The 22,708-nt window shown below is 51.3% G+C and carries 18 protein-coding genes; 2 read left to right on the forward strand and 16 right to left on the reverse strand.

Annotation, left to right across the window (positions count from 1 at the left end; genetic code table 11):
* Positions 1-182 precede the first annotated feature (182 nt).
* The 10 genes from fliJ to fliS all read right to left on the reverse strand — a co-directional run bounded on the left by fliJ (position 183) and on the right by fliS (position 11,221).
* A complete protein-coding gene (gene fliJ / locus LGT44_RS02225) occupies positions 183-647 on the reverse strand; it encodes a flagellar export protein FliJ (protein ID WP_145465798.1) in 465 nt (154 codons plus the stop codon).
* The gene (gene fliI, locus LGT44_RS02230) at positions 644-1,981 is read right to left on the reverse strand and encodes a flagellar protein export ATPase FliI (RefSeq protein WP_230330550.1); all 1,338 of its coding nucleotides are present in this window, start codon (positions 1,979-1,981) and stop codon (positions 644-646) included. The genes fliJ and fliI overlap by 4 nt, the downstream gene beginning before the upstream one ends.
* A complete protein-coding gene (locus LGT44_RS02235; protein WP_230330549.1) occupies positions 1,968-3,002 on the reverse strand; it encodes a FliH/SctL family protein in 1,035 nt (344 codons plus the stop codon). Before LGT44_RS02235 ends, fliI begins: the two co-directional genes overlap by 14 nt.
* 1 nt (position 3,003) lies before the next feature.
* Positions 3,004-4,038: a flagellar motor switch protein FliG gene (gene fliG / locus LGT44_RS02240; RefSeq protein ID WP_145465801.1), complete on the reverse strand. Its 1,035-nt coding sequence runs from the start codon at positions 4,036-4,038 to the stop codon at positions 3,004-3,006.
* Complete coding sequence (gene fliF, locus LGT44_RS02245; RefSeq protein ID WP_230330548.1) at positions 4,028-5,716, reverse strand: flagellar basal-body MS-ring/collar protein FliF; 1,689 nt, start codon at positions 5,714-5,716, stop codon at positions 4,028-4,030. The genes fliG and fliF overlap by 11 nt, the downstream gene beginning before the upstream one ends.
* A gap of 15 nt (positions 5,717-5,731) precedes the next feature.
* Positions 5,732-6,130: a flagellar hook-basal body complex protein FliE gene (fliE, locus tag LGT44_RS02250; protein WP_230330547.1), complete on the reverse strand. Its 399-nt coding sequence runs from the start codon at positions 6,128-6,130 to the stop codon at positions 5,732-5,734.
* Between the two features lie 121 nt (positions 6,131-6,251).
* Positions 6,252-7,616 carry a sigma-54-dependent transcriptional regulator gene (locus tag LGT44_RS02255; protein WP_286719386.1) on the reverse strand — a complete coding sequence of 455 codons (1,365 nt, stop codon included), beginning with the start codon at positions 7,614-7,616 and terminating at the stop codon, positions 6,252-6,254.
* 24 nt (positions 7,617-7,640) lie between these two features.
* Complete coding sequence (locus LGT44_RS02260; protein WP_230330545.1) at positions 7,641-8,843, reverse strand: sensor histidine kinase; 1,203 nt, start codon at positions 8,841-8,843, stop codon at positions 7,641-7,643.
* Between the two features lie 202 nt (positions 8,844-9,045).
* Positions 9,046-10,506, reverse strand: a complete 1,461-nt coding sequence (locus LGT44_RS02265; protein ID WP_230333517.1) for a sigma-54 dependent transcriptional regulator — start codon at positions 10,504-10,506, stop codon at positions 9,046-9,048.
* Positions 10,507-10,756: 250 nt separating this feature from the next.
* Positions 10,757-11,221, reverse strand: a complete 465-nt coding sequence (fliS, locus tag LGT44_RS02270) for a flagellar export chaperone FliS (protein ID WP_145465807.1) — start codon at positions 11,219-11,221, stop codon at positions 10,757-10,759.
* 266 nt (positions 11,222-11,487) lie between these two features.
* On the opposite strand from fliS, the gene LGT44_RS02275 reads away from it, so the two are divergent.
* Complete coding sequence (locus LGT44_RS02275) at positions 11,488-13,506, forward strand: methyltransferase domain-containing protein (protein WP_230330544.1); 2,019 nt, start codon at positions 11,488-11,490, stop codon at positions 13,504-13,506.
* Positions 13,507-13,582: 76 nt separating this feature from the next.
* On the opposite strand, the gene ung is transcribed toward LGT44_RS02275, so the two are convergent.
* The 3 genes from ung to prfB all read right to left on the reverse strand — a co-directional run bounded on the left by ung (position 13,583) and on the right by prfB (position 17,033).
* A complete protein-coding gene (gene ung, locus LGT44_RS02280; protein ID WP_230330543.1) occupies positions 13,583-14,260 on the reverse strand; it encodes a uracil-DNA glycosylase in 678 nt (225 codons plus the stop codon).
* A gap of 106 nt (positions 14,261-14,366) precedes the next feature.
* Positions 14,367-15,899 (reverse strand): lysine--tRNA ligase, encoded by a 1,533-nt coding sequence (gene lysS, locus LGT44_RS02285; protein WP_225693507.1) that lies wholly within the window; start codon positions 15,897-15,899, stop codon positions 14,367-14,369.
* 38 nt (positions 15,900-15,937) lie between these two features.
* Positions 15,938-17,033 (reverse strand): peptide chain release factor 2 gene (gene prfB / locus LGT44_RS02290; RefSeq protein ID WP_230330542.1). Its coding sequence is split into 2 segments (ribosomal slippage): positions 15,938-16,960 and positions 16,962-17,033, totalling 1,095 coding nucleotides; the frame shifts between segments, so codons are not numbered across the junction.
* A 324-nt stretch (positions 17,034-17,357) separates the two neighbouring features.
* On the opposite strand from prfB, the gene LGT44_RS02295 reads away from it, so the two are divergent.
* Complete coding sequence (locus LGT44_RS02295) at positions 17,358-17,552, forward strand: (2Fe-2S)-binding protein (RefSeq protein ID WP_145465811.1); 195 nt, start codon at positions 17,358-17,360, stop codon at positions 17,550-17,552.
* Positions 17,553-17,630: 78 nt separating this feature from the next.
* On the opposite strand, the gene LGT44_RS02300 is transcribed toward LGT44_RS02295, so the two are convergent.
* The 3 genes from LGT44_RS02300 to LGT44_RS02310 form a co-directional block, all read right to left on the reverse strand.
* Complete coding sequence (locus LGT44_RS02300) at positions 17,631-18,068, reverse strand: ester cyclase (RefSeq protein WP_230330541.1); 438 nt, start codon at positions 18,066-18,068, stop codon at positions 17,631-17,633.
* Positions 18,069-18,234: 166 nt separating this feature from the next.
* Complete coding sequence (gene fliD, locus LGT44_RS02305) at positions 18,235-22,185, reverse strand: flagellar filament capping protein FliD (RefSeq protein ID WP_230330540.1); 3,951 nt, start codon at positions 22,183-22,185, stop codon at positions 18,235-18,237.
* Between the two features lie 137 nt (positions 22,186-22,322).
* Complete coding sequence (locus tag LGT44_RS02310) at positions 22,323-22,706, reverse strand: flagellar protein FlaG (protein WP_230330539.1); 384 nt, start codon at positions 22,704-22,706, stop codon at positions 22,323-22,325.
* Between the last annotated feature and the right edge of the window lie 2 nt (positions 22,707-22,708).

A 22,708-nucleotide genomic window follows, 5' to 3' on the forward strand; every position in this document is an offset into this window, starting at 1 on the left:
GAATAACAACCCGTTCAGCGTTTATATGTTGCGCGATTCAGGAATTGATTGGGGACAAGTACGACAGGATGATTCGTATAAACCCGCAGGTAAAAACACCGGTCCGCAGGAACACGGAGAGGGGAATCGTAAAATTATCAGACTTTAGTATCAGTACGCGCCATTCATGCACTTAAATGAAATTACTTCTGGTTGCTGCGGGAATTTTGAAAGGCGGCACGGTTAGCCCACTCATCAGACTGCTTCTGCAGTTCTTTATCAGCTTGCTGATCGTGCTCATGATCCAGCCGGTCCATCAATCCGGATAGTGCTTTAACCTTGCCATGATGCTCAAGATAATGACTACGGGCCGTCGCTACACGCTCCTGCAGCAATTTGATCTGCTCATTCTGAGTCTGCAGCGCAGCTTCTATCTGGCCAATAAAGCCCAACGTGTTATGCAGAAAACCAGAACTCAGAGCCTTATCCGTGGGGGATGAAAGCTGCTGTTGGTATTCATTGGCATAACCCGTAAGTTGCGCCCGTTGCTGCTCTTCCTGTTGCAATTTCTGTTGCAGCTTTCCCCACTCCTGCAGCGCCTGTTGCTCGGCTTTTTCAGCCATATCCAGCAGTACCTGCAAACGGCGCGCACGCGGGTGCTTTCTCATAACTTAGCCTGGGGCGGGGACGGGAATAAATCGTTCAGCTGTTTTTCGCTCGACGCCATGTCAGCACCTTCGTGCAGACTCTGACGCAGCATCGCTTTGATTTTTGGCAGTCGTTCAATCGCCACATCCAGCAGGTTATCGCTGCCGGGCTGATAGGCACCGACACTGATCAGATCCTGGTTCTGGCGGTAATGCGACATCAGCTGTTTACACAATTGCGCCTTACGCAGCCATTGCTCACTGACAATCTGTGGCATAACCCGGCTGACCGATGCTTCAACATCAATGGCGGGATAATGGCCTTCTTCAGCCAGCTTACGCGACAGCACAATATGGCCGTCAAGAATTGCCCGGCTGGCATCGGCGATCGGGTCCTGCATATCATCGCCTTCACTCAGTACGGTATAAAACGCAGTAATAGAACCGCCGCCTTCCTGACCATTACCAGTGCGTTCAACCAATTTAGGTAATTTATTAAACACCGACGGTGGATAGCCTTTGGTCGCTGGCGGCTCGCCTACCGCCAGGGCAATCTCACGTTGTGCCTGGGCATAGCGGGTAAGCGAATCCATCAGCAGCAGAACGTTCTGCCCCTGATCACGGAAATATTCGGCAACGGAAGTGCAATACTGCGCGGCACGTAAGCGCATTAATGGCGAATCATCCGCCGGAGAAGCCACCACGACCGAGCGGCTCAGGCCTTCTTCACCAAGAATTTCGTCAATGAATTCTTTCACCTCACGGCCACGTTCACCGATCAGGCCGACCACAATAATGTCGGCCTGGGTAAAGCGCGTCATCATACCGAGCAACACGCTTTTACCGACGCCGGAACCGGCAAATAAACCGATACGCTGGCCACGGCCAACGGTCAGCAAGGCGTTGATAGCACGGATACCAACGTCCAGGGTTTCGCGAATAGGCGCGCGGTGCAGAGGGTTTATCGGGCGGCCCTGCAGGTTGCCCTGATCAACATCCTGCAGCGGGCCTTTCTGATCCAGTGGCCGCCCTGTGCCATCCAGCACGCGGCCAAGCAGGTTAAACCCCACCGGAACATCAGCAGCAACCGACAGAGGCCATACCCGTGCTCCGGCACGCAGGCCATCGACCTGCTCAATCGGCATCAGAAAAATACGTTCACGGTCAAAGCCAACGACTTCGGCCTCGATATCCTCGGCCTGCTTGCGTTCGACCATACAGCGGTCACCCACCCGCACACTCAGCCCGACCGCCTCCAGGGTCAGGCCGACCATCCGGACCAGCCGTCCGGCTACTTTCGGCTGATAGGGTTTATCCGGTAACTGAATATGTTGCCAGCGCTCACTCAGGCTCATGTCCGTCGCCTTCAGGCCAAACGTTATCCGTCTCGCCCTTATCTATCGGAAGCGAATCGGGTGCCGGAGCTTCATTGTCAGACTCAGCAGGGACAAATTCAGCCGCAGAATCTGCTGGCGAATCGATATCCATAACCGCAGCACTGACAACGGATTCGGGTTCCTGCCACCCGGCCTGCTCATCCTCATCCGGGAAACTGGCGGCCTGATGCATCAGTTGCGGCAGCACGCTATCCAACAACTGATTCAGATATTCGGCCGATGAATACTCGACCAGTGAGTGTTCACTCTCGATACGGCAATTACCCGCCGGAAGCTTATCGTCAACGCTGTAGTGCAATTCCTGACCGCTGACTTCCAGACTGGCCTGCAGATGGCGGGCATCATCCGGACCCACAAACACTTTGACCTCTTCCTCACCTGACGGTAATTCAGCGAGCGCATGCTGCACAAAGCGGTGAATATTCACGGCGCCATCGGCAAGCTGTGTACCGATGACCCGCTCACAGATTCCCGCGACTAACGCTGCCAGTACTTCCGGCAATTGCTGGTCACGTTCAATCAATCCGCTCTGCAGTTGTTTCACAACCCGTTCAAGACGGCCGACCACGGCATTGATATCCGCCTGACCTTTGCGTTTGCCATCGGCTTCACCGGCGCCGAACCCTTCTTCCCGGCCTTCGGTATGGCCCTGATCAAAAGCCGCTTTATAACCTTCGGCATGTCCGGCGTCATAACCTTCGCGCTGCCCCTGCTGGCGCCCTTCGATCAGCCCCTGCTCAAGACCCGCGTTATAGGCATCGCGGCGGATATTCTCCAGCTCTTCAGCCGTCGGCAGGCTGACATCAGCAATATCATCGCCCTCGTCAGAGGACTGTTCTGCCGCTGCTTTCTCAGCGGCTTCTTTCTCCACCAGCCAGGCCGGAGGCTCGGTCCAGAATGGCAGGCGCCAGGGTTTTACCTCCCTGGCTTCTTTGGCAGGAATGGGCGGCAGATGATGCTTCTGATGAAGTTCTGTCATGTTACATCATGGCCTCACCGCCACCGCCCAGCACGATTTCGCCGGCATCAGCCAGACGACGGGCGATGGTGAGAATTTCTTTCTGTGCGCCTTCCACTTCGCTGACTTTGACCGGCCCTTTAGCCTCAAGGTCATCACGCAGCAGCTCGGCTGCACGCTTCGACATATTTTTGAAGATTTTTTCCTGTACCAGCGGGTCGGCGCCTTTCAGCGCGACCACCAACAGATCGGTAGAAACTTCGCGCATCAGCGCCTGGATACCACGGTCGTCGACATCCACCAGGTTGTCGAACACGAACATAAGATCCTGAATCTGAATGCCCAGATCTTCGTCCACTTCTTTGATCTGCTCAAGCAGATCACTGGCCATAGTACTGTCGACGAAGTTGACGATATTGGCCGCCACTTTGACACCACCAATACTGGTGGTCTGTGCGCCCGCTTTGCCGGAGAACTGACGCTCAAGAATATCGTTCAGTTCGTGCAGCGCTGCTGGCTGTACCGCTTCCAGTGCGGCAACACGCATGATGATATCGAGGCGTACTTTTTCATCAAAATTGGAGAGGATTTCTGCCGACTGATCGGCATCCAGATACGAGACAACAATGGCCTGAATCTGCGGGTGCTCGTGACGGATCAGATCAGCCACCTGGCGCGGCTCCATCCACTTCAGCGAATCCAGACCAGTGGTATTGCCGCCCAGCAGGATACGGTCGATAAGCGCACCGGCTTTATCATTACCCAGCGCCTGAGTCAGCATATTGCGGATGTAATTATCCGAGCCCAGCCCCATACCGGTCTGGCCGCTCACCGCTTCGAGAAACTCGGCCACCACACCCTCTACCTGGGTCTGGTTAATGTTATTCAGGGTCGCCATCGCGGTACCGACGCGCTGTACTTCTTTCGGGCCCATATGTTTCAGGATTTCGGCCGCATCTTTTTCACCCAGACTCATCAGCAATACGGCGGCACGTTCCAGCCGGCTGAGTTTGGTCAGGCCGCCATCAGCTTCCGCTGGTGTGTTCTCATTTGCCATGATCTTCGTTCACCCACTTGATTACGACCTGAGCTACCCGCGCCGGATCTTCGGCAATCAGCCCTTTCAGTGCATCCAGCTGGCGCTCAAAACTTTCTGACGCCCCCGGCAGCAGGAACTCATCCATGCCCGCCAGGGTTACTTTGTCATCATCCAGACCGGCTTCAGCGTCTTCCAGCTCATCCAGCAGGATCGAAGCTTCGTCGCGGCCACGGTTGGCAATACTCTTGATAGTAGGCCTGATCACACCAAAGATCAGCACCAGAATAAACAGGCCGGCAAGAATTTGTTTCATGATTTCCCAGAACCATGGCTGGGTCCAGAAATCCGGATCACCCAGTTCAATCTCGCCTTTGCCCATAAAGGGTGAGTTGATAACGTTGACGCTGTCGCCACGGGCCGCATTAAAACCAACGGCATCTTTTACCAGTACTTCCAGGCGTTGCAGGTCGTTATCCGTCCAGGGGGTATAGACCGTTTCGCCTTCGGCATTCACACTGGCGCGATCATTCACCACCACCGCAACGGTCAGACGGCGGATACGGCCAATCTGCTGTTGTTTATAACTCAGAGTGCGGTCAATTTCGTAATTACGGGTCGATTCCGAGCGGCGGTTAACACCTGCACCAGCGCCTCCGGCACCACCGTTAGCCACTTCCGGTGCATTCGCCGCAGCCGGCGGCTGATTGGACAATGCTCCCGGAATTCCGCCATTGGTTTTATCGGCATTTTCTTCGTTGAGTAATTGCTCGCTGCGCAGGGCAATTAAGTCCGGGTTGTACAGTTCTTCACTCTGTTCCTGTACGGTGAAGTCAACATCGGCCGAGACTTCTGCCTTATAGTTTTCGCTGCCCAATACCGGTTTAAGAATATTATTCACGGCCTGGGTAATAGAACTCTGAACTTTTTCGGTATATTCGAGCTGTTTATGAGCCAGCATTTCGCCGCTCTGCTCTTCTATTTTTGACAGCAAATTACCCTGCTGATCAACCACCGACACATCAGCCCGGTCCATTTCGCTGACACTGGATGCCACCAGATTAATAATGGCTTCCACCTGATCGCGGGATAAATCACGGCCTGCATATAATTCAATAAACACCGACGCCCGTGGCTTGCGCTGGTCGCGGACAAAAACCGATTGTTTGGGCAATGCCAGATGTACACGGGCATTACGCACCGATTTCACACTGGCAATAGTGCGCGCCAGCTCACCTTCCAGGCCACGGCGGTAACGGGCATTTTCAATAAACTGGCTGGTCCCCAGCGTGCTGTCTTTATCCAGCACTTCAAGACCAACGGTTTTATCGTCAATTAAGCTGGCGGCGGCCAGTTTCATTCTGGCTTCATGCAGATCCCCGGCCTGCACCATTAATATCTGGGTAGTGGGATCAATTTCGAAGGGAATACTTTCACGCTGCAGAACTTCGACAATATCCTGCGCATTGTGATCCTGCAGACGATGGATCAGTGGCTTATAGGTTGGTTCGCGCGACCACATTAAAATGGCAATCGCCAATGCGATAACCAAAGCAATACCGGCAATAACACCGATCTGACGAACGATGGACAGACGATTAAAACCTGATAAAACCGGATGCCCGGCTTCTGCTGTTTCCTGCTTTGCCGGCGGAGAAACTTCCAGATCGTCGGTCGTTGATGCGGCTGCGTTATCCATAAGTCAGTACCAGAATTAAACCGGCATATTCATAACATCTTTATAGGCTTCGACCAGTTTATTACGTACCTGGGTCATAGCCTGAAAAGAGACGCTGGATTTTTGCAGGGCAATCATCACTTCCGGTAAATCAACGGAAGGATCACCCTGCTCAAAACGGGTTGCCAGGTCACCGGCAACTTTCTGGTTGGCATTCACGCTGTCGATGGCATTTTTAAACATGCTCTGAAAATCCGGTACAGTATTGTCACCCCGTACCGCGGTTTCATTTTCACTCAGCCTTGCCTGCCGTACCTGATTCAGAGTGGCTTGTGGATTGACTGACTGCGGTGCATTGGCATTCTGGCTGCGCAGCTGGCTTTTCACCTGCCGCATCTGCATCAGAACCGAATTAATATCTACGCGATCAACCATGTTTTTACCCTCAGCACTGCAATGATGGTCTGCCTGTTACTTCAGAAATTTGACGCTTTTAGTCACTTTTCTTACTCCTTTTACTGACACTGCAATAGCCTTGCCAGTTTACAAAGGAGAATCAGGAAACCAGCATGGCCTCGACATCCACACCTTCATCACGCAGTTTCGCCATTTTATAACGCAGAGTACGCGGGCTGATTCCCAGACGGTCGGCTGCTTCTTTACGGCTTGGCTCTTCTTTTAAAGCACGCACAATCAATTCCACTTCACGGTGGCGCAGATCATTCCCCAGCTCACCATCATCCACCATGACTTCTGTCATCACAGGTGTTGTCACACTGATATTTTCCTGACGGTTTTTCGGCACCGGAGTCAGAATAAAATCATTGGCGAATAATTGCGGGCCGGTTTGCATAATCAGTGCACGCTGCATGGTGTTATCCAGCTCACGGACATTGCCCGGCCATGGATGCGCCAGCAGTTTCTGTTCGGCATCCGCCATCAGACGCGGTACCGGTCGTTTCATTTTGCGCGCGTGGTGTGCCAGCAAGCGTCCGGCAAGTGGCAGGATATCGTCTTTACGTTCACGCAGTGGCAACCACTGCAGTGGGAAGACACTCAGGCGGTAATATAAATCTTCGCGGAATTTTCCTTCGGCAACGTAGTCGGCCAGCTCACGGTTGGTGGTGGCGACAATACGCACATCCAGATCGAGCACTTTTTTTCCGCCCAGACGCTCAACCTGACGTTCCTGTAATACACGTAATAATTTGGCCTGAAGACCAAGGTCCATTTCCGTGATTTCATCAAGCAATAAGGTGCCACCTTCTGCCTGCTCGAATTTACCCGGCATGGCATTATAGGCGCCGGTAAACGCGCCCTTTTCATAACCAAACAACATGGCTTCCAGCATGTTTTCCGGAATCGCGGCACAGTTAATGGCAATAAAAGGCTGGTGACGACGGTCTGATTGCTGGTGAATATAACGTGCCAGAACTTCTTTACCGGTTCCGCTTTCTCCACTGATTAATACTGTGGAATCGGTCTGCGCAACCCGCTGCGCCAGCTGGAATAACTGCTGCGATGCCAGCGCTTCACATACCGGTTCGGAGTCATCGGCCACCGGCGCATCGTTATTAAACGGACGCAGCAAAGCATCCAGTTCCTGTAATTCGAAGGGTTTCATTAAATAATCATTGGCCCCGCGCTGCATGGCTTTAACCGCCTGCCCAACATCGCCATAGGCCGTCATCAGTACCACCGGCAACCAGGGATGCTCCTGCTTAATGGTCTGCAGTAATTCCAGTCCATCCATGCCCGGCATATTGATATCCGACAGGACCAGGTCAAGATTCTGACTGCGGACAATGGCAATCGCCTCAACACCATTCGGCGCTTCACACACCTCGTGGCCTTTCAGCATCAGGGTATCAACAATGGCTTCGCGCAGACGCGGATCATCTTCCACTACCAATAAACGCATAATCATTTCCTCCGTTCTGACGGCTTAAACCGGCAAAATTAATTCCGCCGACACGCCACCGGCTGGACTGTCAGTTAATAAAAAGTCTGCCCGATGGGCACGGGCAACTGCCTGAACGACAGCCAGGCCAAGACCTGTACCATTGGCTTTAGTGGTATAAAAAGGCTCCATAATTTTCTGCTTCTGCTCCGCGTTCATACCCGGACCGTTATCCATTACCTGAATACGGACACGGCCTTCGCGGGTGGCGCTGACCAGAATTTCCAGATGCACAGGACTGCTGCTGGATTCCAGCGCGTTGTTCACAAGGTTCATCAGCGAGCTGATTAATGCATCACGGTTGCAGATAATGCGGACATGCGGAATCTGATTGTCGATATGGCAGGTCGCAGCAAAATTCGCCAGTGGCACCTCCATAGCAGCGGCGACACCCTGCATCAGTTGCTCAAGGGTCACTTCATCATTCAGCGGGGCTTCGCCACGGGCAAAAATCAGCATGTCGCGAACCTGATTTTCCAGATGACGCAGACGCTCCTGCAGCTTTCCGGCAAAGCGGATACGGGTATCTTCGGCGATCTGCTCACCGGCCAGATGCCCGGCGTACAACGTGGCTGCAGCCAGTGGCGTACGGATCTGATGGGCCAGCGATGCCACCATCTTTCCCATCGCCGACAAACGTTCATGCTGACTCAGCTGTGCCTGCAGGGCACGGGTTTCAGTCATATCCGTTAACAGAATCAATTGCCCCGGCTCATTGGCCATTGGTGCTGTACGCAGGTGTACACGGCGGCCATCGACCAGAGAAATCTCATGACCATCATCCCGGCGGGGCTTAAAACACTTCTGAATTAACGTGCGCCAGCGCTGACCACACAGAGACGCAGCTCCGGAAGCGGCTAACAGCAGCTCATCCGCGGCGGGGTTGCTCTGACGGACATAGCCGTTTTTATCCAATAGCAGAACGCCGGCTGGCAATAACTGCAACAGGCTTTCCAGACGATGCGCGAGCCGTTCTTTTTCCGCCAGCTCCTGCATACGCTGCGCCGAGACATTGGCTAATTCACCACTGAGCTGCTCAACTTTATTTTCCAGAAAGCTGTATGAATCCGTCAGTTGCTGAGACATTTCACTGAACAGCACAAAGGCCTGGCGTAACTCTGCCTGATCCATATGCCCTGACGCTGGAGGAAGATGCTCTCTTACCTGACTCAATGCTGCATTTGCCATGTCCACCTCAGTTGTTTGTCGAAAAACCGACAAAAAAACAGTCTGAACAGGGGTTGAGCAATTAGCGTGCCGTTTTTCTAGCGCCAACCCCTAAGAAAAGCGTCAACAAAACAGGCAGGTAAGCAGAACGGAATACAGAGAGAAAAAGAAACGCCGCGCAAAGCGCGGCGTTTCTGTGGGTTGATCAAAAAAGAAGACGCTCTCAGGCGAAATCTTTTTCCTTGCGTTGCAGATTATATTTGCGCATTTTTTCGACCAAAGTCGTACGCCGGATATTTAATTTCTCAGCAGCGCGGGCAACGATGCCGTTAGCATCATCCAGCGCCTGCTGAATTAATGAACACTCAAGATCCTGCAGATATTCACGTAAATCCAGACCATTAACCGGCAGTAATGCCGGAGAGTCGATACCCGCCAGGCGGCCATCATTCTGGGTTACATCAGCAATAACCGGCACCGACAGGCTTTCATCATTGTCATCAACATGGCGGAATTTCTTCGGCAGCTCATTCACCCCGATCACGCCATAGGGATGCAGAATCGCCAGCCGCTCCACCAGATTGGCCAGTTCCCGAACGTTACCGTGCCAGTCATGACGGCACAGAGACATAATGGCAGCAGAATTAAAGCGGATAGAACCGCGTTTTTCGTTTTCCAGGCGGGAAATCAGCTCATTCAGCAATAACGGCAGATCTTCGACACGCTCCCGCAGGGAAGGCATATCAATCGGGAATACATTGAGACGGTAGTACAAATCCTCACGGAAAGTACCATCTTCAATCATTTGTTCGAGGTTTTTATGGGTAGCCGCAATGATGCGCACATTTGTCTCGATGGTTTTATTGCTGCCCACCCGCTCAAAGGTATGCTCCTGCAGAACACGCAGTATTTTTACCTGCATATTCAGCGGCATATCGCCGATTTCATCGAGAAAGAGCGTACCGCCTTCAGCCATCTCGAAACGCCCGGGGCGGCTGTTAATGGCTCCGGTAAAGGCGCCTTTTTCATGACCGAACAGTTCACTTTCCAGCAACTCAGCAGGAATAGCGCCACAGTTAACCGGCACAAAAGGTTTATTTCGACGATGGGAATGGTAATGCAGATTGCGCGCAACCACTTCTTTACCGGTACAGGATTCACCCTGAATCATCACGCTGACGTCTTTATCCGCAACCTGCATAATCAGTTCACGGACATGCTGAACCTGACGGCTGGTGCCCACCAGACTGCGGAACAGCTGTACCTCTCGGCGCTCTCCGCGACTGCGGTTATGCGTATATTGTTCGCGATATACCTGGCAGCGATGCAGGCTGTCGAGCAATTTGTTGTAGCTCGGAGGCATCTCCACATTGGCTAATAAAGCACGGTGAATATGCTCAGGCATACTGTCTGGCAATGAGCTGTCGCCCATAAAAAGAATCGGGATGCCTTTATCCCAACTCAGTAAACCTTCTATTACATCTTCCAGCGCAATGGAACTACTGTCACCAAGAAGGACGGCGCTGATTTCTGTACTGTCTTCGATTTTACCTTCCACCTCCCTGCGCCAGTCGGTGGTCTGAGCAACAATTGCTTCTTCGCCAAGAAAATCAAGAATGACTTTCATGTCGTGTCGCCGCTGCGCATCATCGTCTACCAGCAGTACTTTAATTTCTCTCCACATGGTGGTCAGCCTTTCCTTCCCAATGTGACTATCGGTCAATTCTTCTTTTTATAATGTCATAAGATTGACTGGAACTACGTAAGTTAAGTAGCAATCCATAAGCAAGTCAAACTTCTGACGTTAAATAATAATTTGTTGTTAAGCGTTCACGCTGGGGGCATTTATAGCTGAAGGTGTCGTCAAAAGACAAGGCACAATCTGTCCACCGTGAACAAATTGCGCCGGGATTCCGAAGGGAAATGATTAAATTTCAGACAGAAATATGGCTTTCCAGGCGAACATCGCTGACAGAATTAACAGAAGGTGATGCAGTTGTGCCATTCAGACTTTGCAGATATTCCTGACGGATACCATCCCAGCCCTGTTTAACTTCCAGTAACAGGCTCATCACCTCATCGATCATCGCCAGGTTGTTCTGACTGGTGGCTTCCAATAGTCGGCGATTCATATAGTCATAAAGACGGTCAAGATTCTGCGCCAGTTCACCGCCGGCCGAGTGGTCCAGACTGCCCTGCAGAGTCTGGATAATTTCCATCACCCGTCCCAGCAGATTGGCTTTGGTATCCATCTCTTTACGCTCAATCGCTCCTTTCGCCTGTGACATGCGCGTCAGCGCTGCCTCCATCAGCAATTGAATCAGGCGATGAGGGTCGGCATCCAATACTTCGGAAGTCACATTAACCTGCTGATATTGCTTAGCACCGCTCTTATACATGTCACGTCTCCTGAATTCGCAAAAGCCTGTTACCAATGTTACGGCCGCATGGAGAATATCTTTAGCCTCTGTTTCATTCCTTACACACCCACAGAGCCACTCCAGTATTCCATAAAAACGGCAATGCCTCGCCGGACGGCAACCATAGCCACCCATTGTTGCCGCTATAAAAATCGACAAAGCCCTTATTATTCAATCACTTACAAAATGGCACACATTATGCTGACAGGGAAATTGTCAGTGCATTTTTTAATGAGGCTTTAATTATGGCTAGCGCACAACTACAGACCGTCGCCCGCAGTGGTACAGGGGAACACCGCCACCTGTACGAACTGGCGAGCAAGCTGTACAGCGATGCTGTTGCACAGCAGGATGAGCACCTGCTGCAGGAAGCCTGTGCTCTGGCTGAAGCAGCACAGCAGCTGCGGCCTGACAACCTTGCCGGATTAAACCTTCTTGCCCGTATCGAACTGCAGCGTCAGCATGTCAGCGCTGCAGAGTACTGGGTTAATCGCGGCCTGAGCATAAAGCCTGACAGTGCCAGCCTGCTATACAGCGCTGGCCATATCGCCCTGAACCAACATCAGCTCGATAAAGCCGAAGATTATTTCACCCGCTCCTGTCGTATATCGCGGGTGGCCACTAAAGCAGCTAATTTCCTCGCCCACGTAAAATTACTGCAGGGAGATTATGTTGAAGCTTTCCGCCATTATCGTGAACTGATCAAAACCCAGTCACGCGACAAGCAGATCCGCAGTAAATTATTTGAGTCTGCTTCCCACGTTATAGCGGACTTTTATTCAGAAGAGCTGGAACAGGATCTGTTACGCTACTTCGATTTTACCGATAGTGATCACAGCCAGTTACGCAGTCTGACCACATCACTGCTGAAACATAAATTACGCTTATCTGAAGCCGGATGCCCGCTTGAACTGGAAACCATTGCCAACGACAACCTATTACTACAGGCACTGACACGCTTTTATTTTTGCGATCCATTAATTGAGCGCTTGCTGCTGACTCTGAGAAAGTCTTTGTTACTGTCCTGCAGCAGCAACCTTGCTATTAAAAAAGATCTGCTGCCACTGGTCTCAGCATTGGCATACCAATGCTCATTAAATGAATCTGTCTGGTATATAACCTCACAGGAAGAAGCTCTGGTACAGCAACTGGAAATACTGTGCACAAAGATGCTGAGTATTGATGAGCTGACAGCAGATGACATCTATCCGGCTCTTTTGCTGCTGCAAATGTATAAACCATTAATTCAGTGCGAATTTTTCCCGGCTTTAAGCAGTAAAAAACTGCAGTGGCCAAAAGTAATGGATAGCCTTATACGTCAGGCGATTACTGAGCAACAGAATCTGAACAGCATTATTAACAGTATTCCGGCGTTAGGGGAAAGTGCCGACAACACCTCACGAAAAGTGCAACAGCAGTACAATCAAAACCCCTATCCCCGCTGGACAGACATAGGGTACAGCCAACCGGGTAATTACCGGGCGGCGTTACAGGCAGCATTCCCTGAGCACGGACTGCTCGCTCAAGCTGACGGCGGCTCCCTTGATATTCTGGTTGCTGGCTGCGGCACTGGCCGCCATGCCATCCGTCTTGCACAATATTTCACGCAGGTAAAAGTCTGCGCACTGGATCTGAGTTACAGCGCACTGGCTTATGCGAAATATCAGGCAGAAAAGCGCCACAAACGTAATATTCAGTTTATTCAGGGGGATATTCTGCAGCTTGATAAGCTCCACGAAACCTTTGATGTAATTGAATGTTCCGGCGTTTTGCATCATATGCACTCTCCTGTCACTGGCCTGCAGGCACTGACACGGAAACTGAAATCCGGTGGCGTTATTAAGCTTGCCCTGTACAGCGCAACTGCACGCCGGCAGATCAGTGAATTGCGCAAACTCTGGGGAAATAAACAACCAGGAAAACCTGCAGAAATGCGTCTGGTACGTGAAGCTTTATTACAAAGTTCGATAGAAGGTGACTGGACTGAGATCTATAACTCACCGGACTTTTACAGTCTGAGCGCCTGCCGCGACCTGCTGTTTCATGAGCAGGAGCATGTGTTTGATGTTCTGGAATTAGAAGATTTTCTGGCCAGTGCCGGACTGGAATGGATTGGCATGCTGCCGCCCCCTGAATCGCAGGAATTACTCAGCCTTACAGGTAAACACAGTAGCCGGATTACCGCCGCAGAATGGCACACACTGGAGCAGAATAATCCGCAGTTATTTGCCGGTATGTATCAGTTTTATGCGCGTAAACCATAAAAACGGCCAGATGACAGCTGAACCTGAGCTGCCATCTGGCCGCGCTCCATAAATCCTGCGTTTTATTTTCCTGCGCTTAAAGCTGCCACTGTATCGGTGCTTCACCACGGGAAATAAGGTAATCGTTAATACGTGAGAACTGGCGATTACCAAAAAAGCCGCGGTGCGCAGATAATGGCGAAGGGTGCACCGACTTCAGCACCAGGTGCTTCTGCGGATCAATCACGGCACCTTTTTTCTGTGCATAACTGCCCCAGAGGACAAATACCAGCCCTTCACGCTGCTCATTCAGCGCACGGATAGCCGCATCAGTAAACTGCTCCCAGCCTTTACCCTGATGTGAACCGGCATTGGCCTGCTCCACCGTCAGCGTTGCATTCAATAATAAAACGCCCTGATCAGCCCATGGCGTCAGATCACCACTGCCGCTCATACGCAGCCCCAGATCACCTTCAATTTCTTTAAAAATATTCACCAGTGATGGTGGAATTTTTACCCCGGGCTGTACCGAAAAACTTAAACCATGGGCCTGCCCCGGACCGTGGTACGGGTCCTGGCCAATAATCACCACACGCACCTGCTGAAACGGCGTGTGATTAAAGGCATTAAAGATCTGCGGACCCGGGGGGAAGATAACCTTACCCGCCGCCTTCTCTGCCTTGAGAAATTCGCGCAGATTATGCATATAAGGCAGCTCAAGTTCAGAACCAAGCACCGCCTGCCAGGATGGATGTAATTCTCCGGCTTTTCCCATAATTAATATCCTTAAAAACTGTCTGTTAACTGTCCGGGTTGTTTATGGCAACAGGCCCTAACAAAACAGGCAGCCGAAGCTGCCTGTTGTTATCGTCTGCTCAGCGTTAATCCGCCAGAGGCTTCATGTGCGGGAACAGAATAACGTCTTTAATGGTATGGCTGTTGGTGAACAGCATCACCAGACGGTCGATACCAATACCTTCACCAGCCGTTGGTGGCAGACCGTATTCCAGCGCGCGTACGTAGTCTTCGTCGTAGTGCATCGCTTCATCATCGCCGGCATCTTTTTCTTCAACCTGCTTACGGAAACGGGCAGCCTGATCTTCGGCATCGTTAAGCTCGGAGAAGCCATTGGCCAGTTCGCGTCCGCCAACAAAGAATTCAAAGCGGTCGGTCACAAACGGGTTGTCGTCGTTGCGACGCGCCAGTGGTGACACTTCCCACGGATATTCGGTAATAAAGGTCGGCTGATCCAGCTTCTCTTCGGCGGTGGCTTCAAAGATTTCACACACCAGCTTACCGGCACCCCAGCCTGCTTCTTTCGGTCCCAGATGGATACCCACGCTGCGGGCATACTCTTTCAGGGTTTCGATGTTGTTTTCAGCATCGCGCAGAACAGCCGCATCCATTTCCGGATTATATTTGAGGATGGCATCGACCATGCTCATACGGGTAAATGGCTGGGCAAAGTCGTAGGTCGCATCACCGTATTCCAGCGTGGTGGTGCCCAATACGCTTTCGGCCAGGAAGCGCAGCATGGCTTCGGTGGTATCCATCATGTCGCGGTAATCGGCATAGGCCTGATAGAACTCGATCATGGTGAATTCAGGATTGTGACGGGTGCTCAGACCTTCGTTACGGAAGTTACGGTTAATCTCGAACACGCGGTCAAAACCGCCCACCACCAGACGCTTCAGATACAGCTCCGGCGCAATACGCAGGAACATATCGATGCCCAGTGCATTGTGGTGAGTTTCAAACGGCTTGGCCGATGCGCCGCCGGGAATGGTTTGCAGCATCGGAGTTTCCACTTCCATAAAGCCGCGCTGCGACAGGAAGTAACGGATACCTTCAATAATTTTTGAGCGGATCAGGAAGGTACGGCGGGTATCTTCGTTAATGATCAGGTCAACATAACGCTGACGGTATTTCATTTCCTGATCGGCCAGACCGTGGAATTTATCCGGCAGCGGACGCAGTGCCTTGGTCAGGATGCGGAAGTTGCTGAGCTCGTCGATATCGACATACAGCTCGCCTTTACCGGACAGGTGTAACGTACCCGAACCGGCAACGATGTCGCCCAGATCCAGAACCTGCCAGGCTTCGCTTTCTTTCTGCATGCCTTTGGCCATGTAAATCTGGATCGAGCCGGTGCTGTCCTGAATCCCCACAAAAGGACCACCGCGACGCATCACACGACCGGCAACAGCAACACGGATACCGGCAGCGGCCAGTTCTTCCTGACTCTTGCTGCCGTGTTCGGCTTTCAGTTCACCGGCCAGATGTTCACGACGGAAATCGTTCGGGTGAGCATTCGATTTGCAGTTGCTACGCAGCTGTTCGAGCTTGGCGCGGCGCTCGGCGATCAGTTTGTTCTCATCCTGAGCTGGCTGCTCGGTCACTTTGTTGTCTGTCATGGTGTTACCCTAAAAATTAGATGATACGAAGCGTGTGGTTACAGGCCTTTCTTCAGGCTCGCTTCGATAAACTGGTCAAGGTCGCCGTCCAGTACCGCTTGGGTATTGCGGGTTTCAACCCCGGTACGCAGGTCTTTGATACGGGCATCGTCAAGCACGTAAGAACGGATCTGGCTGCCCCAGCCGATATCCGACTTGGTATCTTCCAGCGCCTGAGCCTCAGCATTACGTTTCTGCATTTCCAGCTCATACAGCTTGGCTTTCAGCTGTTTCATCGCCTGGTCTTTGTTCTTGTGCTGCGAACGGTCGTTCTGACACTGAGTCACAATATTGGTCGGCAAGTGAGTAATACGCACTGCAGATTCTGTCCGGTTAACGTGCTGACCACCGGCACCGGAGGCGCGGTAAACGTCGATACGCAGGTCGGCCGGGTTAATCTCGATGTCAATGTTATCGTCCACTTCCGGTGATACAAACACCGATGAGAACGACGTATGACGACGGTTGCCGGAGTCAAACGGGCTCTTACGCACCAGACGGTGTACACCGGTTTCGGTGCGTAACCAGCCGTAGGCATACTCACCTTCGACGCGGATAGTGGCACCTTTGATACCCGCGACTTCGCCTTCAGACACTTCCATCAGCTCGCCTTTGAAGCCATGTGCTTCGATCCAGCGCAGGTACATACGCAGCATCATATTCGCCCAATCCTGGGCTTCAGTGCCGCCGGAGCCGGACTGGATTTCAACGTAGCAGTTGTTCGGGTCCAGTTCGCCGGAGAACATACGGCGGAATTCCAGCACTTCCAGTTCTTTCTGCAAGGCAGCAAGTTCGGCGCGGATATCTTCTACCGAGTTTTCGTCATTTTCCTCAACAGCCATGTCCAGCAGGTCACGGGCGTCACTCAGGCCGGTATCCAGGGTATCAATGGTTTTGACCACATTTTCCAGAGCTGAGCGTTCTTTGCCCAGCTCCTGCGCACGTTCCGGGTTATCCCAGACGTCGCCCTGTGACAGTTCCTGTTCTACTTCTTCCAGACGCTCAAGCTTGTTGGCGTAGTCAAAGATACCCCCTAAGCACGTCGGTGCGCGCTGTCAGGTCTTTGATGGTTTCGAGGATCGGATTAATTTCCAATGTAATACCCTGTTGTCATCCGGCAGACAGGCCGGTCGGAGTCAGTACGGCCGGCGCTCAGGGCGCTGGCGACAAAAAAGAGGCAGCATTTTACAGAAGTCAGGCGCCGGATGCGAGTGTGTTTCAGGCTGAGACCGCGCAGCAAGACAGCTCAGCCGGGGCCTGAAGAGCGCAGCGGCTACAGGTGGTGATTGAAACCATGGCAGCTCTGGATGTTGCTACTGCTTATGACGTAGATAGGAAATATCTAATAAGGCTATTGCAAATCCTTCGCATTAAGATTAAATTACAAATCAAAGTGATTCGCATCCGGATTTGATTACCATGTACGTATGTTTGTGCAAAGCCGTTACCCAGCAACAGATTGAGCAGGCTGTCGAGCAAGGCGACAGTTATGCCCAGATCCGTCAGAAGCTGGGCGTTGGTACCGACTGCGGCTGCTGCGGTCAGAGCGCTAAGCAGATGATCCGTGAGCATACATCCCGCCTGCCGCCCTGCGAGTTCGCAGTAGCCAGCTGAGAAAACAGCCATTCAGATGCAAAAAAAGAGCGCCCTGGGCGCTCTTTTTTATTGGCTGACAATCACGACACAAAGCTTTTATCCGGCTGCCCGTACCAGGCCGTTTCCCCAGTCCTGAGCCATCTGACGCTGCAGCCCGGCCAGATCGATCAGCGTATTCTGGCTGCAGACTCTTCCCCGGCGAATTTCCCAGGTAGACACCGCACTGAAACCAATAACTTTATTATTTGGGGGAAAACCAAACAGTGGCTTCTGAAAAGATCCACTGAATGTCGATATCGTTATAACGCGATCACCTTCCGCCATGATTTCTTCAATGGAGACATCAAGATCGACGATGGAAGTGCGAATTTGTTTGACGTATTCGACGAAGGAATCAATGTCCTTAAAACCTTCAGCAAACGTCGTATGGTAAACAAAATCGGGGGTGGCAATCTGACGCAACAGACTGAAACGTCCGGTATTCCAGGACAGATTAATAAAATGCTCTACGAGTTGTTTATTATGGTCTGACATGGCACATCCCTGCCCTAAAAGTGGAACTCCTGCCGAACCGATGTGACCGGTTCAACTAAGTACTCAGGCATTCTGTACCAGCGTGGCGCAATTTGCCAATCTAATCTTATGTGCGATATATCTCACATTCAGGTATAGCCCGCGACGTCCCTGTCCGGATCAGGGGTTATTTCTTGGAGTTATTCATTGCTTCAAACTGCTGCTTCACATAATCCAGAGTCGTATTAAGGGTCGAAATAATGGCATCGTTATACAGGAACTGGGCTTTAAGCCGGGCTTCCTGTGCCGAGACACGTGCCTCCATCTTAGCCCGATCAACATCAACACTGGAAAGCTCATCATCCAGTCCTGCCTGCTTCACACCCAGCACACTTTTCTGGCCATTAAGGAAACTGTCCATAATATCTTTCAGCTGATCACCAAAACCGGTGATATAGGTAACACTACCGCGCTCGCCGACATTGCCACCAGTAATTTTCAGACGCAGACCGGAAGCATCATCGATTGTACCCACCTGATCTTTACCCGACTCACCATCACCGGCACCACGGACAAAACCAAAAATGGCCGCCGCTTCATTGGAGAAATCTGTCATTTCAACAGATGACGATGCCCCGGTTGAGGCTGAAATAATGCCGAATTTATTATTGGCAAAGGATGCCGGATCGCTGGTGAATTCCACTTTGACGGCAATGCTTTCATCTTTAAATGCCGCAGTATCATTAATCGCCTGCTGCAGTGCCTGAGCCAGTGTTGCGCCACTGTTGTAAGTCGCAGGCTGATTTAAGGTAACCTCAGCCTCTACTCCGTCGATTTTGATCTTAAAGGTATTATTGGTTGCGTCGATATCAACCGGGGTCGAAAAATCGGCCGCCTCATTACCAATATAATAACCATTGCTGGCCTTAACATTGCCGTCAACGGCACGCAGGAACTGACCGTTACCCGTTGCTTCTATGCCGTTAATGGTGCCCGCAACGTCTTTGCCTTTAGCTGCTGACGGTGAGTACAGGCTGACATCCTGCAACCCGAGAAAAGCAATAGACGAGCTGTCCAGCCCGGTAAAACCAACCGCCGTCCCCTGACCACCAATGGTAATATTCAGGGAGCCAAGATCTGATTCCGGATCGTAAACATAATCAACCACTGCATCCAGATCGTAACCAAAGGTTCTGGAGGTGTCGGTCAGGCCAAGTCCATCATAACCGTTGCTGACAGTTTCAGCCGCAAGACCCAGAGAGCTTAGCGCAGTACCGCCAAGGTTTTTAATTTCCAGAGCGGCGCCAGCACCAAAGGTCGCTGCGGTTTTAACACCATCTTTACTCTGGGTTTCAAAATACAACTGGCCGCTGCCATCAACACGGGCTTTCACATCTCCGGCAGCAAATTGTCCACTGGCAGCCAGCGCGTTATCCAAAGCCTGCTGGATAACAATCAGGTTGGAGTCGGCATTATTACTGCCGGTTGTGCCATCGCCGTTTACGTCAACGTTGATATCAACGCCGTCCAGCGTCAGGGTGAAGGTTGCATTCTGCCCGCCACTGAAATCAATACCGGCAGAAATATCGGCAAAGCTGCTGCTTTGCGCACCGCGGCCATCGCTGACAACTTCAATATATTCTTCGTGCCCGGTTGCTACCGTAGTTAATTTCAGCCCGGTTCCGTCCAGACTGGCACTGACCACTCCAGCACCAAAAGCATTATCCAGTGCGGTCTGAATATCCACGATATTGTCACCGGAATCGCTGTTAACCAGCACATCTTTTTCCACACCCGATACATTCAGGCGGAAGCCGGCATTGGTTGTGGAAAAATCAATATTGGTGCTGATATCACGGGTTGCCGTTGCGGTTTCCGCACCTTTAACCGCACCGGCAAAATTAGCATCACCGGCCAGCGTAATATTTAACTGATTCTGAATCTCTGCCGCTAAGGCATCCCCTGTTGCATAGGTACCGGCCGGCACAGAAACCTTGGTAGCACTTTCGATACCATCAACCTGTACATTAAATTCAACCGGTGAACCAAAGATCAGGCCCGGATCTTTACCGTTAGTCTGTACGCCCTGAGTACCATTAAGACCCAGCTGTACATCCGTGGCACTAGAGCCAACAGCGGTCAACTCAATGCTGCGAGAAATGCCCTCAGCAACCGTCTCAAAAATCAGATAACCGTTATCATCAAAGGAAGCCGTTACCTGACCATTCAGAGCGGTTGCATCAATGGCTGTCTGGATCGCCTGCAAGGTATCTTTTCTGTCACCAAATACCCCGTCACCATTCAGATCCTGACCACTGGCATTCTGATTAACAACAACAGCGACCGGGCCATTGCCATCCACATCCAGTGAGAAAGTCGCATTATTAGCAGAGAAATTGATTCCTGAATCAGCAGATACCGCACGGTCCCCGATCTGAGTAGTAGCGCCTTTGCCATTAAATGCTTCGGCATTCAGCGTGGTCAGCTCGACGCCTTTATAGGTCCCCTGACCGAGCTTATTAAAGCCCAGTGTGTTGGCCAGATTAGGATCGACAGCCGCAAAATAAACCTGCGACTCAGAGCCGTATTTGTTTGAGGTAATGGAAAAGTTTTTATCCATGGCACTGTAATCAACAGAAACACTGTGCCCATATTTAGACAGGGTTTCACTGCTGTTAATCTGCAGCGCCAATTGCTTGGCAAGATCCTCACCAGAGCTGTAACTGCCATGGGTAAGTTCAATACTGGCTGTCTGGCCATTTACGTTAATACGAAAATTATCGTTGCTATCATCAATGACAACCGGTGAAGAAAAATCCAGCGAAGACAGTGATCCACCAACGTATTTAGCCTGACTCGCTAACTGAGTAATGTTGACATCATAGGTGCCCGGCTTGGTATTGATTGAGTCGTTAACATAGGTAATCTGGCTGTCTGTGGTGGTACCGGACTTAGCCAGCAAACCCAGAATTGACGCCCGGTCTTCGGCCATTGCTTTCTGAAATGTGGTCGTATCAAAATCCAGCTGATAGTCATTATCCTTATTGGTATCAACCCCAAGCTCGGTTAAAGAGCGGTATTTACCGGTTAAGCCAATAATAGGTTCGCTGATCATAGAGCGTACCTGCGACATCATGCCGCGAATAGTCGAATCTCCTAATAACAAGCCCGCCTGTCGTTTATCAGCATCATAACCGGACAGATCGTCAACAAAGGTTTTCAGCTCGTTATAGGCATCGACAAAGCCCTGAATGCTTTCGGTCAGTTTGTCGGTATCAGCACTGACCGTCACGCTGATATTTTTACCAACGTCGGCATTTTTAAGATTTAGGGTCACCCCCTTAATAACTTCATCAACAGAGTTGCTACTGCGGGTAATCGTCAGACCATTCACATTCAGCTGCGCATCCTCGCCACGACTGGTCTGACTCATATTTGCAGCAGTGTTCTGACTCTCATTGAAAGCCAAGGCTCCCAACCCACCATTGACCATCGCACCGGATTCGTCCAACGCGACAATACGCATAGCATTTTCAGCACCGGTTTCTTCCGAGGTCATTAACAGGCGATAACCGCTACCATCGTTGATAATAGTGGCATTCACACCCATGTCAGCATTATTGATCGCATCACGGATACCGCTGAGGGTGCGGTTAGAATCATCAATGGTAATGGTTTTACCAAGACGATCCGGATTCAGGTCCTGGCTGACAAAATTGCCGCCGGCGCCATAGGTGATATCACCAAAGGTGAATACCAGTTTTCCGGTACCAATAATTTCGTCAAAGCTGCTGTAGGTTTGTGTGGCAAGGGAATGGGATTTGGCCGTATTCAGCACTTCAATATTATAAGTACCCGGCTCGGACAGGCTAGAGGTTGTTACCGTCAGAACATCCTCATCGGATGAAGTCGCCGTGGTCGAGCCCACAAGACTGGGACTAGACAAGCTGTTGGCAGCAGACTGAACCTTCGCCATCATCGACTGAATTTCACCATAGGCAGTGATTTTAGCTTCAACCAATTCTTGCCGCCGATCCAAACGCAAGGTGGCAGCTTCTTTCTCTGCAGTGATGATCTTTTCCACCAGATCAGTGGTCAGAACACCTGAACCTAATCCCAGTGATTCAATTGACGCCATACCTGTTCCCCCGTGTTACCGAACCATCCGGTCTGTATCAAGCTTAGATGGCCCTGAAACAAAAAACCCTGTATTGGCTTTATCGGCCAATGCAGGGTTTCCTGAAGGGTTGTTTACCTAACCCATACACTGATCACCTAAACTTGCGCGCTGAACAATAAAGATGGTTCCTCATCATTCAATTTCTGCGCCAGTTCCAGAGCCAGCTCACTGGGAATCTGTCGGATCAGTTCCGATGATGCCCGGTCATAGACACGGATAATGGTCTTGCCGCTATCTTCGTCCAGCTGGAAATCCAGTGTTCTTTCGGTTTGCTGTACATACTCATTAATACGGGAAATTGCTTCTCTGACCTGGTCCTTATTCAGTTCCGCAACTTTCTCAGTTCCAACCGGCAAAGACTTGCCGCTATCGGAACCTGCAACCGGGTCACTTGCCGCCTTCGCGTAAGCTTTCTTACCGGCTGTAGCTGAGGGTGATACAGCTGTATGGTCTACCATATTCAGTTTCAGCTCGTTCATAA

Origin of the sequence: Thalassolituus alkanivorans (assembly GCF_020447205.1) — a bacterium.
Taxonomy (GTDB): domain Bacteria; phylum Pseudomonadota; class Gammaproteobacteria; order Pseudomonadales; family Oceanobacteraceae; genus Venatoribacter; species Venatoribacter alkanivorans.